Raw genomic sequence first — 17,263 nt, forward strand, 5'->3', positions numbered from 1 at the left:
TAATAGGAAAAGATTTCAATGCAAGTTTTATAAAACGGAATCTGGCCTCAGACCAAGCCCATACAGATTATTAAGCTTTCATATTCCACCACGATTTAGATGTATTCTGAACAAATCCGAGGCCGACTGGAAGAGAAAGACATTGAAATCGGAGACACAATCAAAGTAAACGACAGAGAAGGACGATTAATGCCTAAACCAGAGAGCGGAGACCCTGCAGTAGTAGTTCTCAAACTTGAATCAGGATACAACGTAGGCCTCGAACCAGAAAACATCGAACTGGTAGAAAAAAACGAAAGCTCGGAGAGAGAAAGGCCTGAAATAGAACACGACGAAGAAAAACCAGATATTCTAATTCTACACACAGGAGGAACAATCGCCTCCAGAGTATCATACGAGGAAGGAGGGGTAAAACCGGCCTTTGAACCAGAAGACCTTCTAGAAATGTATCCAGAACTTGCTGAAGAAGTCAATATCCACAGCAAAGTAGTTGCACAGATGTTCTCGGAGGACATGGAGCCAGGCCACTGGCAGCAAATAGCAGAAAAAATAGTTGAAGAAAAAGACGACTACGATGGAATAATTCTGGGCCACGGAACCGATACAATGGCCTATACAGGAGCAGCACTCAGCCTCATGCTTCAGAACATCGACACAGGAGTTATGATTGTAGGTTCTCAGAGATCCTCCGATAGGCCGAGCAGCGACGCCGCAATGAACATGTACTGTGCGTCAAGATTCCTGAATGAAACAGATTTCACAGGATTCGGAATCTGCATGCATGAATCAAGCAGCGACGACTACTGCACAATTCTGCCACCGCAGAAAACAAGAAAAATGCATACTTCCCGGAGAGATGCCTTCCAGGCCGTAAACCAGACTCATCTTGGCCGCGTAAACTACGAAACAGGAGAAGTAGAGGAAAATTTCTCTCAGAAAAACGGCGAATTCAAGAAAAATACCGAACTTAACGAAAACGTCGGCTTTCTGAAGACAAGGCCTGGAATGGGTCCTGAAGAGATCGAATTCTTGATTGAACAGGGCTACGATGGTGTTGTCCTGGAAGGAACAGGCCTAGGCCATCTGCCAGTTAACAATCTTGAGGATGGAAAGACAGGCCATCACGAAGAAATACTTGCAAAGCTAGAGGAACTTGCTGAAGATACAATGGTTGTAATGACTTCTCAGTGTATCTTTGGCAGGATTGACATGGATGTGTATGATACAGGCCTCAAGATACAGGATGCTGGAGTAATCTCGGCTGAGGACATGCATCCTGAACTGGCCTACGTCAAGATGATGTGGGTTCTAGCGAATTCTGAAAATCCAGAAGAAGATTTCACCAGTAATTTCGCAGGAGAAGTAACGATGCGGTCGATGTACGATGAGTGATAACGAGATGCTGGATGAATTCGATAAAAAAGCAAAGAAATTTCTTGAAAGCGGAAAAAAGGAGAGAGTGCTTGATATCCTCAGAGAATTTGCATTAGTAGTCTCGTACGACAATGGAAAAGAGCTTGACAATCCTAAACGGTTTATGGACCAGCAGGGATTTGACGAAATAGAAATTGACGACTTTACAGAGTACCAGGTTGCAAAATCAATGATAAGAGATCAGGTAAAGAGGTCAGCTTAAATGACAGATATCTATGGCGTAACTGGAATGCCTCTAGCAGGAAAAACTACAGTTGCAGAAATGATGAAAGACGAAGACTTCGTGGTCCTGGACATGGGCGACGTGGTCAGAACAGAGATGCAGAAAAGAAATATTGGAACGGCCTCAACAGGAGACTTCGTGAACTCGATGAGAGATGAGCACGGCATGGATGCCATAGCACAGCTCAGCATACCGTACCTGGAAGAAATTATCGATGAAAAAGACAGGATAGTAATCACAGGAATGAGAGGCTGGAATGAGAAGAAAAGATTCGAGAAGGAAACAGGAGAGGAAATAGAAGTTCTTGGAGTCTGGGCCTCACGAGAGACCCGCAGAAAAAGAAGAGAAGAAAGACAGAGAGAAGAAGACATCGAGGGAGACGACTTCGAGGAAAGAGATATCAGAGAGATCGAGAACGGGGTTGGAAAACTAATGTCTCTCAGCGACTACATGATCAAAAACGACGGTATAACAGAAGAAAAACTAAGAGAGAAGGTGAAGAGCGTTGTCAGAAATTAACTACGAAGAACTAGGATTCAAATGCGGAATAGAAATACATCAACAACTTGCAACAGAAACAAAACTCTTCTGCGACTGCCCTGTAGATCTACAGGATGAGGCCGCAGACCACAGAGTACATCGATACCTTAGAGCAGTTGCAGGAGAGACAGGAGAAAAAGACGAGGCCGCAGAAGTCGCAGCAGAACAATCTAAGAAATACATCTACAAATACTACAACAGAAACAACTGCCTGGTAGAACTTGACGAAGAACCACCACACAGCATCGACGAAGAGGCCCTCAACACTGCATTAACATTTGCAAGAATGGTCAACGCGGAAATACCTGATGAAATACAGGTAATGCGTAAAATGGTGGTTGACGGATCCAACACTTCAGGATTCCAGAGAACAGCAATGATAGGCCTGGAAGGAGAACTAGAAACTGATACCGGTACAGTAAATATCGATGATATTGAGCTAGAGGAGGAATCAGCAGGAATCCACGAAAGGGACGAGAACAAGGCCCTTTATGACCTCAACAGGCTTGGAGTTCCTCTGGTAGAAGTAGGTACAGACGCATCAATCGAGAACCCTGAGCACGCAAGAGAGGTAGCGAAGAAAATCGGAATGCTACTCAGATCCACAGGTAAGGCCAGAAGAGGAATCGGTACGATCAGACAGGACGTCAACGTATCAATAGAAGATGGCTCACGTGTAGAAATCAAGGGGTTCCAGGATGTAGAAAATATCGACAAAGTAATCGAAAACGAGGTTAAGAGGCAGAAAAACCTTGTAGAACTAGGAGAGGAACTTGAAAAACAGGAAATTGTGGCTGACAATGTCACACACCACTTTGAGGAAACAGATAACCAGATAATCTCGACAGTACTGGAAAACGACGGCGCGGTCTACGCAATGAAACTTCCGGGCCTCACAGGAAAAATGAAGCAGAAAATATCAGGCGACAGATATGTGGCCAAAGAACTGGTAGACTACGCAAAATCCAGGGGCGTACAGGGAATACTGCATACAGATGAAGATATTGAGAACTACCAGCTAGTAGAGGAATTCGAGAAGGTAGCAGATGACTTCGACAAAGAAGATGAAGACGTAATAGCTGTAATAGCAGCAGGAAAAGACCAGGCCAAGGCCGCAGCACAGGCAGTAAGAGACAGAGCCCGACTACTCTACGAAGGAGAAGTACCGGAAGAAACAAGAACTGCAGAACAGGACTTCACCACCAGCTACGCAAGGCCTCTACCAGGAAGCGCAAGAATGTATCCTGAAACCGATATTCCGGCTGTAAGAGTCACGGAGGGAGATGTAGAGGAAATAGATCAGGATCTGCCGGAAACACTTGAGGAAAGAGAAGAAAAATACTCTGAAGAAATCGGAGAAGAACTGGCCTCACAGATAGTATACAGCGAAAGACTGCCACTATTCGAAAAATTCAAGGCAGAATACGATACAAAACTTGTAGCAAACTTCTTCACAAATATTTACTCAGGCCTGGAAAAAGAAGTTGATCTTCAAGGCCTTGAAGAAGAACACTATGGCCAGATACTGGAAGCTCTCGATAATGAAGAGATAACTAACGATGATCTGGAAAAACTGATATCGGAATTCAACGAAACAGGCCAAAGTATCGAAGAAATTGTTGAAGAGATCGCAGACAGCAAGACATCGGAAGAAGAGATCAGAGAAGTAGTCAAGGAAGTAGTCGAACAGAATAAAGGCATGATTGAAGAACAGGGAATGCATGCGCAGGGAGCTCTCATGGGCCAGGTAATGGGCCGTGTAGAAGCCGACGGAGGAACAGTCTCCAGAATCCTTCAGGAAGAACTCCAGAAAGAAGCCGAGTAAAGACCTCTCAGCCTCTTTTTCCTGTCATTTTTTCTCGGTAACAGGCAATCTTATAATTTTTTGTACATGTCTATGAAAATAGGTGAACTAATTTATGCCAGGCTTAGGAGGACAACCAATTTTCGTAATGTCAGAAGATACACAAAGACAATCAGGAGAAGACGCACAAGAAAACAATATTAACGCGTGCAAAACCGTGGCAAAGGCCGTAAGAACAACCCTAGGCCCTAAAGGAATGGACAAAATGATGGTAGATTCCGTAGGAGACCTAGTAGTCACAAACGACGGTGTAACAATACTAGAAGAAATGGATCTCGAACATCCAGCGGCCAAAATGATGGTCGAAGTCGCACAGACACAGGAAGAAGAAGTCGGCGACGGAACCACGACAGCAGTCGTCCTCTCAGGAGAACTACTAAAACAGGCAGAAGGCCTTCTAGACCAGGAAATCCACCCAACAATAATCACAAAAGGATACAGACAGGCCCGAGAAAAATCTGTAGAAGTCCTCAATGACATCGCTGAAGATGTATCTCTCAATGACGATGATACTCTTGAAAAGGTAGCAATGACTTCTATGACAGGTAAATCCGCTGAGACAGCAAGAGACTACCTGGCAGAAATCGCTGTAGATGCAATCAAGCAGGTTGCGGAGGAAAGAGAACATGAATTTGTTATTGATAGAGAAATGATCAAGCTAGAGAAAAGCCAGGGAGGCACAGTCGAAGATACTGAATTAGTGCAGGGAGTAATTCTGAACAAGGATAGAGTGCACTCTGGTATGCCAACAGAAGTAGAGGATGCAAATATCGCACTTCTCAACGCCGCAATCGAAGTTAAGGAGACAGAGACTGATGCAGAAATCAATATCTCTGATCCAAGCCAGATGAAGAACTTTGTTGAACAGGAAGAAAGACAGCTCAAGGAGATGGTAGAGGCTCTGGACGATGCTGGAGCAGATGTAGTCCTCTGTCAGAAAGGGATCGACGATATCGCACAGCACTACCTCGCCAAGAAAGGAATAACAGCCATCAGAAGAGTATCCACCAAAGACATCGAAAAGCTCTCCCGCGCAACAGGAGCAAACATAGTAACTAATGTAGAAGACATTGAGGCCTCCGATCTAGGAAAAGCAGGATCTGTAGAAGAAAGAAATATTGGAGGCAACGCCATGACATTCGTACAGGACTGTCCAGAGGCCAAGTCTGTCTCAATCCTTATTAGAGGAGGAACAGAACATGTAGTGGACGAAATCGAACGCGCAATGGAAGACGCAATCGGTGGAGCTGCATCCGCACTCCGAAACGGAAAAGTAGTAGGAGGTGGCGGAGCCACAGAAGTAGAGCTCGCACAGGAACTCCGCAACTACGCAGACTCCGTAGGCGGCCGCGAACAACTTGCGATCAATGCATTCGCAGACGCCCTCGAAGTAGTACCACGGACACTGGCAGAAAACGCAGGATACGATCCAATAGACTCGCTGGTCGATCTCAGAAACAAGCACGACGAAGGAGAAGTATGGGCCGGCCTCGATGTAACTTCAGGTAGCTCACAGAAACTCTTCGACCAGGGAGTAGTCGAACCACTACAGATCAAGACACAGGCCGTGACATCAGCATCAGAATCCGCAGAAATGATCCTTAGAATCGACGATGTCATCTCGGCCTCAGGATTCTCCTCCGATGACAATGAACCACAAGGCCCTCCATCAGGAGGCGCAGGCGGAATGCCTGGCGGAGGAATGGGCGGTATGGGAGGAATGATGTAGGCCTTCCATTTCCTCTGTTTTTCTCTTCTAATTCTTCCCCTGATTATAAATACCGGTTTCTACCTATTTTTTCAATAAGAGAGGTTCTCCTAACTATGTCAAAAAGAAGCGAGGTCGAACTGGGCGACGATGAGGGCTATGATGATTATGAAATGGTCCCTGTAGGCCCAATCAGAAAACTTGAGAGAAGAATTGATGAACTCCAAGAACAGAATGCACAACAGGCTGGCGGAGGTAATGACGAGCTTATCCGCGATGTTCTTGATATAATGAAGTCCAACCAGAAAATTGTCAATGATATGACAGAGTCTACACATGAGCTGAAGAACTCTGTCGAAGACCTGACGCACAAGATGGATGAGGTAGTCGACAACATGAACGCGTTCATGGATCTACTTCACGAGGCCTCCGAAATGGACATGGAAGGAGAAATGGTTGGCGACATGGAACAGAGAATCGCAGAAGCCATTGGAACAAAAATGGATGATGTGGCAAACAATATCCAGAGCTCCAATGAAGAAGTAATCAACCATCTACAAAACATCAATAATAATCTAAGACAGGCTGGCATGCAGGGTAGAAGAAGGCCTCAACAACAAGCACAGGATAATCCTTCTGGAGGCCAGCAACAAGGCTCAAATCAAAGTTCTGAAAGGGTTAGACAATTAAAAGAAAGATTCGGCTCAGGAAATGGCAATAACCAAGGCTAGAACAAGAAAGGGCGTTACGCCTGTAGTAGCAACTTCTCTTCTTCTATTAATTAGCGTTGCAACTGTTTCTTCTTCTGCTATCTTTCTAAGCGGCACTATTGATGACGTGGGCGAAGGAGTCAAGGATAGACTGGGTGTTGATAGTCAAAGAGAAAATGCAGAATTGAGCATTGACTATGGTTATAATGGTTCTGATGGCGATATTTGGCTGGATATAACCAATGATGGCAGTATTACGCTAGCTTTACAGGAAGATTCTGTTGATCTATGGAACTTCTACATAGATGGTCAAAAAGTTAATAACTGGGGTTATGCTTATGGTTTACCCTCTCAAAACGCTATTAATCCGGGAGATACCGTAACAATAGATACTAACAGGTCTTATCCTTATTTAACCAACTCTAAGACAGTTACTTTGAGAGGCCAGTATGAGACGTCATCCTCTATAGTATGTAGCAATAGCAATGGAGAGCAATCCTGCTAGGCCTAATAAACTATTTAAGTAAGGACGGGGAAACCAAAAATAGTGGTAATATGTTAACCAAGAGAAAAGGTATCACACCGGTTATTGCTATTGTGCTCCTATTGCTTATTACTGTAGGAGCTGTCGGTGTTGTATACACGCAGTTCCAGAGCCTTTTAGGTAATCCTGGTGAGCAGGTTGATCAGCAGCAGCAGGTAAGGCAGACGGAAATACGATTTGACTCCGCATACAAAGCTCAGGACGCAAGCGGCGAGTACTACGTCAATCTCACAGTCACAAATGTCGGGGCTGTCGCGTGGAATACTTCTGACTTTACCTTGTCTTATGTTCCTGAAGGTACTGGTTCCGCAGTCTCTGGACAGGCACTCCAAGCCACAAAATTCAGTTACAATGAAACCAGTGACAACTGCTTCAGCGAGGACAACTCATCACAACTAGTAGACCCTGAAAATGGATACACCTGCAACACAGGCGTAAAATGGCCTAGCGCTACAACAACCATAGGATTCTCAATTTCAATGAACAGCGCATCAAAAAGCTGGGGAGTATACACCTGTACACCATCAACTACCAGCTCTGTAGGCTGTTAAACCGAGAAGTCAAAAGCCACTTATTTTATATTCTACCGGAGAACTATGAATAGATATGAAAGGCCAAACCACAGCAGTCTCTGCAATTCTAGTAACTGGCCTAACAATTGGCGCAGTAGCATCAGTATATGTATGGGGCTCACCGATTCTGGAAAAAAGAGAAAGCCAGGCCCAGGTCTCAAACATTGAAGGAAACATGGTAGGCCTTTACGACGAAATAGTCAGTGTCAAGGAATCAGGAGAAGGAACTATAACTCCGTACGAACTTTCCTTATCTAGCTCAGGTTCAGAGATACAGAGCGTGACCTTAGATCCTGATAATGACTATATCAATATCTCGGTCAGCACAAACGGCGCGGCACCTTACGCAAATAGATGGAGCTTTCTGAAAGGCAATACTCTACAAAATATTACTATAGAGCCTGGTGCCGAGACAGGGGCCTACGCAATAAAAGGAAAGGATCTCCCTGGAGTTGTAATGGTAAAATCCTTAGGCAGTTCGGCCTCACTAATCACATACCGCGTGGAATTCAGAAACATGTACGCAGAAACTCCTTCCGGACCGCAACTAGAGAAAATTGACCTGGTTGCAGCTGGAGGAACAGAGGCAGCAGGAGATGTCACAATCAGAATAAGAAATCGCGGGGTAGAAAGAGACACTGGCGCAAATGCTGTAAAACTTCCTTCTGGACGCGAGATTGAACGCCAGAGGAATGTCATAAGCCTGGATCTACAATGAAAGGACAGTTTATAGCTGTTGAAGCAGTAATGTCATTAGGAATAGGCCTTATAGTTGCACTAGGAATTCTCACAGCTTTCACAGCATTTCAAGGCAGCATAATGGACGACGTAGAAAGAGCCCAGATAAACTCGGTTGAATCCGAAATAAGCGTGGCCCTGATGCAGATAGGCTCAACAAATGTCAGCTACGGAGAAGTCTCCTTGGATCTTCCAGAGACACTGGGAGACAGAAGCTACCAGTTGAACTTCGAGAACGGATCTCTATATATTTTATCCAGCGGAGAGCAGTACAGATCCACATTCGAAAACCTGAATAACACCTACCGATTCACAGGATCGGCCTCCGGAGGAGAAGTAAGTATTTTGAAGGAGGGAAACAATTTGATAATAAGTGATAGCGGATGAGTGCAAACTTCAACGGCCTGATCGGTAAGCTTCGAAAGATGAAGCACCCAGAATGGTACGAAGATGAAGAAGACGAGAGCTCAGGAAACAGTGAAGGAATAGGAGTACCAACACCTGGAGAGTTCAGGCCTGAAATGATAGATGAAGGACAGGAAGAGGCCGACCTGACAGATGTAGATGTAACTTATCCACTGGTGCCAGCAGATCCAGACGAAGGAGAAGTGGTGTACGCATGGGCCCATATCTACTGGAGTGATGAAAAAGAAGAACTGGTTTACAAGATAGTGGAGCCAGAACTAACTCCTAATACCGAACGTCTACTCGACAAGATTCACTCTATAATGCAGAGAAGCTTTGACATAGACTTCAATAATTTGGAGACAGGAGAGGCCGACGAATATCTTGAAGAGAAGATTGATACCATCGTGGATAAGTACGATCTGAATGTAGATAATAAACAGAAAGAAGTAATTCGATACTATACTAAAAGGGACTTTGCGGGCCTCGGAAAGCTTCAGCCGCTGATGAACGATACAGAAGTAGAGGATATCTCATGCGACGGTAGAGGAATCCCGGTTTACGCTTACCACAGAAATCCAAAGTATGGTTCTGTTAAGACGGATATTGTGTGGGAGGATAAGGACGAGCTAGATGCCTTCGTTATGAAGCTGGCTCAGAGATGTGGAAGATCTATCTCTGTATCCAGTCCGCTTCTTGACGGTTCTCTCCCTGATGGATCTCGTGTCCAGGCCACATTGGCAACGGACATTGCCCGTAAAGGATCGAACTTTACAATCAGACGTTTCACAGAGGACCCATTGACGCCTATCCACATGATGGACTACGAGACAGAGAATGCACAGATGTACAGTTATCTTTGGACTCTCGTAGAACACGGAAAATCAATACTAATCTCAGGAACAACAGGATCCGGTAAAACATCTCAGCTAAACGCTTTATCTCTTTTCATCAGGCCTGACAAGAAAATTGTATCGATCGAGGACACGCCTGAACTCAGACTACCTCACGAACACTGGGTGCCGGAAGTAGCTCGTTCAGGATTCGGATCCTCAGCAGAGGAAGGAGGAGAAGTATCAATGGACAACCTGCTCAAGGAATCCCTCCGTCAGAGACCAGAATACATTATCGTTGGTGAGGTCCGTGGTGAAGAGGCCTATATTCTATTCCAGCAGATGGCAACAGGCCACACAGGCCTATCTACGATCCACGCCGACAGCCTTGACATGCTTATGGATCGTCTGACCACAGAACCAATTAATCTGTCGGGAAGCCTTATTGAGACTCTTGACGTGGTAATGCTTATCTCCAGAATCAGGAGAGACGGAAGCTACATCAGAAGAATTAACGGAATCTTCGAGGTTATGGGGTACGACGACAGAACAGGGATCGATGCCAACAAAGTATTCGGCTGGGATCCACAGGAAGACGAGTACACCATCGAAAATAACTCTCTAATTCTCAAGGATATCGCAGATCAGAGCGGAATGGACTACCAAGACCTGAAAAACGAGGTCAGAAACAGACAACACGTCCTCAACTACATGCAGGACCAGCAGATCAAACACTACAGAGATGTAGGAGACATGATCTCAAGATACTACTCCAACCCACAGAGAGTAATGGAGAAGATCGGGCAAACATTTAATGCTGAGAAGGAAGAAGTAGAAAGTAATGCTCGAGAAGTATAAAGACTTCTGTTTCAATTTCGCAGGAAAATACGCGCTAGACTCCCTCGAGTACTTCGAAGGCCTAAGACCACAACTAACAAAAGCCGGCCTCGACATATCCCTCCCGGAATACCTGAGCATGATGTACGTATCAACAGGAGCAACATTCCTGGGAATATTTCTGTTTATAGGAAGTCTAATGGCCTTAACTACAGGCATAACAGGCCTCATGATAGGCCTGATATTTGCAATACTTACATCAGTATTTATTTTCGTTGGATTCTACCTATACCCGAAAATTTTGATCAGCAACAGATCCTCTCAGATCAGGGACACTCTTCCCTTCGCAACAATGTATCTATCAACGCTTGCAGGAACAGGATCATCTCTTCCAGAAATCTTCCAGAACCTTTCAGAAGTAGACGAATACGGAGAAGTATCAAAAGAGGCCCAGAAAATCAGCAGAGATGTAAACAGCCTTGGAATGGATATGACAGAGGCCTTGAAAAGAGCAGCTGAGAGAACGCCGAGCGATGACTTTGAGGAACTTGTGTGGGGAATCAACCACTCAATTACAACAGGAGGATCTCTTAGAGAGTTCCTAAGACAGAGAGCAGAAGGCCTGATGAATGATTATCAGAGAAGAGTAAGAGAATTCGCTGACTCGCTCTCTCTGCTCGTTGAAATGTACATTACGATTGTTATTGTAGGTTCAATTATTTTCACATCGATGAGCGCCGTTATGAGCTCATTCGCATCAATGTCGCCAGATCTAGTGGTTACGGTACAGGTAATATCGATATTCATAGGCCTTCCTTTAATTTCTGGCATGTTCATAATATTCGTTAGAGGAATCGCGCCAGGAGGAATAAGGTGATGCCAAGATGTTAGACTTTTTCCAGGAAGAAGACTTTCAACCAGGATACTCCCTGACCAAGAAGATAATCTATGGTTCGATGGCTGTAGGAGCAGCAATAGTCATGGTAGGAGTATTTCTGTACATTCAGGGAGCTGATAGAATCGGTGGAACAGCATTCCTGCTAGGCCTGATGATAGGAGTAGTACCTTTCGGTATTCTATCCTTCCTCAGAAACAGGGCAGTAAGACAGATGGAGGACCAGTTCCCCTCATTCCTGAAGGATCTGGCAGAGTCCAAGAGAGGAGGCATGACAATTATGAAGGCCTTCGAATCCGCAAAAGAGACGGACTACGGCCGATTGAACAGCGAAATTGAGAAAATACACTACGAGCTTACATGGGGAATTCCCTTCCCTGAAGTAATGGAAAGATTCTCAAAAAGAATGAAAGACTCCGCAGTAATCCAGGAATCCACATCTATTATTATCCAGAGCTTTGAGAGTGGAGGAGAAATCACAAAGACAATTGAGTCGGTAGGAGACGACGCAACCAAGCTTAAAGAAGTAATACAGGAGAAAGACGCCAAACTAAGACAGCAACTGGTTATCATGTACGTCATTTACTTCCTATTCATCGGAATCACTATTGGAATCTACACAATGCTTGCACAGCTACTAGGCCTCGGCAGCCCAGATCCGGGAGCACTCTCCGGAGTAAAAGAAGTACTCAGCCAGAGTGGAAGCGGAGGAGGCGGAGGATCAGGCCCAACAAACTACTGCAGTGGCAGCATCGCCGCAGCACAACCATTCTGCTCCACCGCAAAAATCTTCGGATTCGTACCCGCAAACGTAACATCAGACCTTGCAAGCGAATACGCAAACCAGTACAGCTATGGAAGAATGGCTTATTACAAATCACTCCTATTCACAATGCTTATGATCCAGGGAGCATGCACCGCAGCAGTAGCAGGTCAGGTATCAGAAGGAAGCCCCAGCGCAGGAGTAAAACACGCACTAATCATGCTTCCGCTGGCATTCATCGCATTCATGGTAGCGGTTGCCTCTGCAGGTGTACCATAATGAAAGGCCAGTTCAGCATAGAATACTTCGGATCAATGGTACTATTTCTCGTAGCGGTCGTAGGCCTATCAACTATCGGAGCCAACCAGGTTCCAAACTTCAGAGACGACGTCCATCAGGCCTCACTTAATCTAGAGGCCTATACTCTATCTTCAAGACTTATGAGCCAGCCGGGATATCACAACTTCGATGATGGTGGAACGAACTGGGAGAAAAATATTTCCACTATACGGAATACCGAGCAGGTAGGCCTTGCTAACGAGTACAGGGTACTACAGAAAAGAAAGATCGACCAGCTGACAACAGTAGCAGATGACGATCTAAACTACAGTATTTTCACTGACTCATTTAACCTGGAAAATGACTACAGGATGCGTTTTACGTGGTTCCCTGTAATAACAACCACAAAATCATTCACTAGGACACAGTCTCCACCAGAAATACAAGAGCCAGCTGACTTCAATTTCGGAAGCTACGACGACGCAGACAATACAGTACATTATAACACCTATGAGTTCATGTCTACAAAATACTGCTTCCTGACAGTCTCTCACAACGGCGTATACGACACAGTCTACAAAACAGAATACAACAGCTCCAGCATATACCCATGCGAATTCAATACAGACACTGTTCGCGTGGGCGCAGGAGGCCCAATCACCTTATCAGGATACCAGTTCAGAATAGAGGAAATACAGAACAGGCCTGACCAGCAGGGATCTATGTTTATACTGAGAAGACAGATACGTACTTTTGGCGCATCCTTTGATAGAAACGCCAGAACAATCAAACTTAACAGGTATGCGGTTTTAGATGCAAAAGGAGAAATACAACCGCTAAGAATAGAGGTGTGGGCATGGTAAGTAGAAAAGGAGCAGGATATGCAATTGAACTAATGGTATCAATATTTGTATTACTGGCCTTTGCAGCAGGAAGCTTCAATATTCCTGAAAATCAGGACTGGTCCAGCTATCAGGAAGAGATAGCAGCTCAGGATCTCAGCTACTCTCTGAAGAGGACAGGCCACACTACTCATTTCCTGAAAAACAGTGAGACAGGATCTCTGAAAACTGCAATTCAAACAATCTCCGCCAGGGATATGCAGGTCTCTGGAACAGTTTCAAATCTTCCTATCCTCGAAACAGTGGTAGGATATCACACACTGCCCAAGAGAAGATATCCTAATCAGGAACTTCAGAACACGATAACCGACTGTTCGGGAGACCTGGATGAACTGGAAAGCGAAGTCGAGTCCGGAGTTCCGATACTACAGACAGATCCTGGAAACTCGAGAGAAGGCCTTCATGACGTAACGCTGTACGTCGGGGACACAGATCCAAAAGTATCGGGAGGATTCAACGGCAACACAGATTACGATACTGTGTGGGTTGATAACGGAACAGAATGCCAGTTCACCTCAGATCAAGGCCCATTCTACCTTGAGGACTTCTTCCTATGGGGGAACACAACAGAAGACACGCCAGACACATACTACGATATCAAATCAATCAACTCCAATGAAATACAGCTTTACAAAGCAGATCAGCCTGTAGAAATGCAAAAAATGCTTTCCAACAGAGTTAACGGCATAAAAACACAGACATCTGTTGATACGCTAGCTTTAAACAACGCAAATCTCTCAAATTACGATATACTAGTATTCAGGGAAGAAGAATCGCTGGATGATATCCAGAACTCAAGAACAAAAATAGAAGACTTCATGAATAGAGGATCTGTTCTACTGCTGATGAACTTGCAGGAGACAGATACCAATCACCCATTCGTAGAGGATGTAGGCCTTGAATGGACCTCCTTAAGTCAGGGAGATAAAACCACTAGCTGCCCTCACACAGGAGATGTCGTAATCGATGGATCAAACTCGCCATGCACATTCGGGCCAGGAAAACACTTCATGAACAGCCTGGAAATACAGGCAACAGGTCAGGTAAACATAAATAGCCAGCCAAGAGCATGTGAAAACATTTTCAGAGGAAGAGGATGCAACGAAACTGACTACGCTCAGTACTCTCCGAAACTGGTTGTGGAAGGCCCGGTAAACATAGAAGGAACCATAAACGGCGTAGGAGAAGGATTCCAGGCAGACTCTGGAGGACCTTACGGCCCAGGAGCAGGCTCAAACGGGAGCGATGCTGGTGGCGGAGCCTACGGGGGCGATGGAGGAGGCCCTGGAGGCGGCGATGAGTATGGATTGAGCTTTGGTGCTGACAGACTTGGATCTGCAGGAGGATATGACACTGATGGGTTCTACGGTGGAGATGGCGGTGGCAGCGTCTGGATTCAGAGCGAGAGCTTCAGTCTAACCGGACAAATTAATGTGGATGGAGAAGATGGAGCCAGCGATGCTGGTGGCGGAGCTGGTGGAAGCGTAAAAATACAATCAGATGAAGTATCCGGCACAGGAGATATCACTGCTAACGGCGGAGACTCATCTTCAAGCGGCGGTGGTGGTGCAGGAGGCCGAGTACTGGTAAAAAGTGGTTCAGGAGATAACAACTTTAATATTGAAACAGCAGGAGGCTCCGGAGTCTCTACAGCGTCAGGAGGCTCGGTTGAAAGCCCTCCAGGAATACCAGAGCTAGATAACATGATCGCAGGATTCACAACCACGGTCTCCGATGAAGCAGATTCCTACTTCAAAGGCCTGAACGGAGATCAGAGAAAGATTTCACTGGTTCCTGGAGGCTGGATAAAATCAGGCGGAGCAGAAACCGTGACCTCGGATGAAAACTTTTTGTACACAATCAACCAAAGATACAACTCCAACGACTGGAACGCTACCTCAAGAAACATGAACTATCTCTCATCAAGGCCTCCAGGAGCACCACAGGGAGACCTATACTCTGAAGACGTTCTAACATTCCCTGGCCCAGCCTGCAACGGAAACACATCCTGTGAAGTTGTAAATACCTGCCTAGGCAACTGTGGATCAGATAGAATAAGAGGCCTGAACGTGGACTTTGATGAGGACGATGACTACAGTGATCCAGGAGAAGGCCCTTTCCTCCAGAGTGAGAGAGTGGTGATCGCCAACAGAAGCTACCGTGTATCTTTCAACCATAGCTCTGCATGTAACGACGGAAGAGACTGTGCGGGATTTGTGTTTGCTGGCTCAGATGAGATAGAGCTAATTAACCATAGAACTGATTTCGAAGGATTTCAGGGCCAGAGACTTGCTAGAGCAGCTTATGAGCAAGAATTTGAAACAGATGATCTTAAGACATTGGCCTCGACTATTTACTGGTTGAGAGGAGATCAGCTAACATTTTCGCAGGAAGATCAACCTGAATACTCCACAGGAGTGGTAGGAAGCGTCAAGGAAGAGGTATTTATGCCCTACAAACTGAATCTAAGGTGGTCTAATGAGTAAAAGAAGTAAAGGCCAGTTCATGGTTATCTCGTCTATAATAATCAGCCTTATTCTAATGGCGACATCTGCTGCAATCACGGATGTTCAAAAGGAGAAGCATACTCCAACGGATAGAGGGCAGTATGTTCAGATGATTAAGAATGAAGCTAAGGAGGTGGATGCAGGCAATCCTAAAGATATCAGAAACTTCAATAAAATGGTGAACTCCATCGATAAGTATACAGTTAATTCTCAGTACTGGAACAGGGATTCGGCAACAGACTGCTTTAATGTAACAATGAGAAGCTCGGATACCGATTTCGATCTAGGTTGCGTGCCTATTGATTGAACTTTCTGATAAATTCAACTTCATCCTCTTCAAGCTCCAGTTCCTCTATAACCTCGCTATCACCGCTCTCTATCATTTCAGCTATGAAAGGCAGCTCTCTAACAGACTCACGTCCAGAAATATGAAGTTTCTCTCCTAGCTTGGAAGATATAGATTTCAACTTGTTCCTAGAAGCTCGAGACTGACCCATCTTCTTAATCTTCGAAGGATACTGATACTTGGTCCAACCACTGTACTTTTCGGCCTTGCTCAACGCAACACCAACAGTTGAGAAACTGTAGACATACTTCAGAAGCTTCCAGTTCTGGCTCTTCATAATCCTGCCGTTAAACAGATCTGCCTTTGAAACATATTCGTAGGCATTCGCAATATCCTCTTTCCTCTTGTACTCGCGGGGAACATTCTCTCTAATCCACTGCATAAACGTCTCTGCATCTTCATCAAGATTTTCTGTGGCCTGACGAGCATTGTCAGGATTCTTGGTCTTGAAAATAATCTTCAGAGAATCAAAAATCTCCTGACGATTATCTCTGCTAGCAATAACGTCAAGATCATCAGTAGTAATTTTATCCTTGCCAAGGGCCACGGCCTCAAGATCGTTAATCGCTGAACGCATCTGCCCACCGGCCTGACGAGCAATCCTCTTCGGCACACCATCCTCATATTCAATTCCTTCTTCCTCCAGAATCTCCTTCAGATGGGCCGCAATCGAATTAGTATGCACAGAATCAAGCTTTACAGTCTTGGAAATATTTCTGAGATTTCTGATACTGTTAGCGTAAGCATCGTTAGCTGTCATAACTACAGGGAAACGAGACTCCTGGACAATCCTCTTCAGCTCGGCAGCTCCTCCGCGATCAGTAGAACTCATGCCATCAACTTCATCAATTAAAATCAGTTTCTGACCGCCAAAGAAAGAGGCCTGACGGGTAGCTTCTTTCAACTCTTCCTTTAACTTGGACTTTGTACGTACATCGGATGCATTAGTCTCGACAAGCTCGTAACCTAGATCGTTAGCCAGGGCCTCAACAAGAGAAGTCTTCCCTGTACCGGCCTGACCATGCAGAAGAACAGGTTTGTCTCCACTCTCCCAGTCTTTAATCCATTCCTGCAGCTCCTTCTTCTGATTCGAAGCTCCACGATATTCTGAAAGACTTTCAGGCCTGTATTTTTCTACCCACATGGTGTTACGCTACCATCAC

The 17,263-nt window shown here is 45.2% G+C and carries 17 protein-coding genes; 16 read left to right on the forward strand and 1 reads right to left on the reverse strand.

The window, feature by feature from the left end; all coding sequences use genetic code 11:
• Positions 1-99: 99 nt before the first annotated feature.
• The 16 genes from gatD to HBNXNv_RS01945 all read left to right on the forward strand — a co-directional run bounded on the left by gatD (position 100) and on the right by HBNXNv_RS01945 (position 16,061).
• The gene (gatD, locus tag HBNXNv_RS01870; RefSeq protein WP_347721143.1) at positions 100-1,392 is read left to right on the forward strand and encodes a Glu-tRNA(Gln) amidotransferase subunit GatD; all 1,293 of its coding nucleotides are present in this window, start codon (positions 100-102) and stop codon (positions 1,390-1,392) included.
• The gene (locus HBNXNv_RS01875; RefSeq protein WP_347721144.1) at positions 1,385-1,636 is read left to right on the forward strand and encodes a hypothetical protein; all 252 of its coding nucleotides are present in this window, start codon (positions 1,385-1,387) and stop codon (positions 1,634-1,636) included. The genes gatD and HBNXNv_RS01875 overlap by 8 nt, the downstream gene beginning before the upstream one ends.
• A complete protein-coding gene (locus tag HBNXNv_RS01880) occupies positions 1,637-2,176 on the forward strand; it encodes an AAA family ATPase (protein WP_347721145.1) in 540 nt (179 codons plus the stop codon).
• On the forward strand, positions 2,163-4,022 hold the full coding sequence (gene gatE, locus HBNXNv_RS01885) for a Glu-tRNA(Gln) amidotransferase subunit GatE (RefSeq protein ID WP_347721146.1): 1,860 nt from the start codon (positions 2,163-2,165) through the stop codon (positions 4,020-4,022). The genes HBNXNv_RS01880 and gatE overlap by 14 nt, the downstream gene beginning before the upstream one ends.
• Positions 4,023-4,116: 94 nt before the next feature.
• Positions 4,117-5,790, forward strand: a complete 1,674-nt coding sequence (gene thsA, locus HBNXNv_RS01890) for a thermosome subunit alpha (RefSeq protein WP_347721147.1) — start codon at positions 4,117-4,119, stop codon at positions 5,788-5,790.
• A 95-nt stretch (positions 5,791-5,885) separates the two neighbouring features.
• A complete protein-coding gene (locus HBNXNv_RS01895) occupies positions 5,886-6,500 on the forward strand; it encodes a hypothetical protein (RefSeq protein WP_347721148.1) in 615 nt (204 codons plus the stop codon).
• Positions 6,481-6,984, forward strand: a complete 504-nt coding sequence (locus HBNXNv_RS01900; RefSeq protein WP_347721149.1) for a hypothetical protein — start codon at positions 6,481-6,483, stop codon at positions 6,982-6,984. Before HBNXNv_RS01895 ends, HBNXNv_RS01900 begins: the two co-directional genes overlap by 20 nt.
• A 50-nt stretch (positions 6,985-7,034) precedes the next feature.
• Positions 7,035-7,574, forward strand: coding sequence for an archaellin/type IV pilin N-terminal domain-containing protein (locus HBNXNv_RS01905; protein WP_347721150.1), 540 nt, complete (start codon positions 7,035-7,037; stop codon positions 7,572-7,574).
• A gap of 55 nt (positions 7,575-7,629) precedes the next feature.
• Positions 7,630-8,313, forward strand: coding sequence for a hypothetical protein (locus HBNXNv_RS01910; RefSeq protein ID WP_347721151.1), 684 nt, complete (start codon positions 7,630-7,632; stop codon positions 8,311-8,313).
• Positions 8,310-8,720: a hypothetical protein gene (locus HBNXNv_RS01915; RefSeq protein WP_347721152.1), complete on the forward strand. Its 411-nt coding sequence runs from the start codon at positions 8,310-8,312 to the stop codon at positions 8,718-8,720. Before HBNXNv_RS01910 ends, HBNXNv_RS01915 begins: the two co-directional genes overlap by 4 nt.
• A complete protein-coding gene (locus HBNXNv_RS01920) occupies positions 8,717-10,429 on the forward strand; it encodes a type II/IV secretion system ATPase subunit (RefSeq protein ID WP_347721153.1) in 1,713 nt (570 codons plus the stop codon). The genes HBNXNv_RS01915 and HBNXNv_RS01920 overlap by 4 nt, the downstream gene beginning before the upstream one ends.
• Positions 10,413-11,285 carry a type II secretion system F family protein gene (locus HBNXNv_RS01925; RefSeq protein WP_347721154.1) on the forward strand — a complete coding sequence of 291 codons (873 nt, stop codon included), beginning with the start codon at positions 10,413-10,415 and terminating at the stop codon, positions 11,283-11,285. The genes HBNXNv_RS01920 and HBNXNv_RS01925 overlap by 17 nt, the downstream gene beginning before the upstream one ends.
• A 7-nt stretch (positions 11,286-11,292) precedes the next feature.
• Positions 11,293-12,345 carry a type II secretion system F family protein gene (locus HBNXNv_RS01930; protein WP_347721155.1) on the forward strand — a complete coding sequence of 351 codons (1,053 nt, stop codon included), beginning with the start codon at positions 11,293-11,295 and terminating at the stop codon, positions 12,343-12,345.
• Entirely contained in the window at positions 12,345-13,208 is an 864-nt protein-coding gene (locus HBNXNv_RS01935; protein WP_347721156.1) for a hypothetical protein, read from the forward strand. Before HBNXNv_RS01930 ends, HBNXNv_RS01935 begins: the two co-directional genes overlap by 1 nt.
• The gene (locus HBNXNv_RS01940; RefSeq protein ID WP_347721157.1) at positions 13,202-15,733 is read left to right on the forward strand and encodes a hypothetical protein; all 2,532 of its coding nucleotides are present in this window, start codon (positions 13,202-13,204) and stop codon (positions 15,731-15,733) included. The genes HBNXNv_RS01935 and HBNXNv_RS01940 overlap by 7 nt, the downstream gene beginning before the upstream one ends.
• Positions 15,726-16,061, forward strand: a complete 336-nt coding sequence (locus tag HBNXNv_RS01945; protein ID WP_347721158.1) for a hypothetical protein — start codon at positions 15,726-15,728, stop codon at positions 16,059-16,061. Before HBNXNv_RS01940 ends, HBNXNv_RS01945 begins: the two co-directional genes overlap by 8 nt.
• On the opposite strand, the gene HBNXNv_RS01950 is transcribed toward HBNXNv_RS01945, so the two are convergent.
• Positions 16,051-17,244, reverse strand: coding sequence for a replication factor C large subunit (locus tag HBNXNv_RS01950; RefSeq protein ID WP_347721159.1), 1,194 nt, complete (start codon positions 17,242-17,244; stop codon positions 16,051-16,053). The genes HBNXNv_RS01945 and HBNXNv_RS01950 overlap by 11 nt on opposite strands.
• Between the last annotated feature and the right edge of the window lie 19 nt (positions 17,245-17,263).

Origin of the sequence: Candidatus Nanohalovita haloferacivicina (assembly GCF_029232205.1) — an archaeon.
In the GTDB taxonomy this organism is placed as follows: domain Archaea; phylum Nanohalarchaeota; class Nanosalinia; order Nanosalinales; family Nanosalinaceae; genus Nanohalovita; species Nanohalovita haloferacivicina.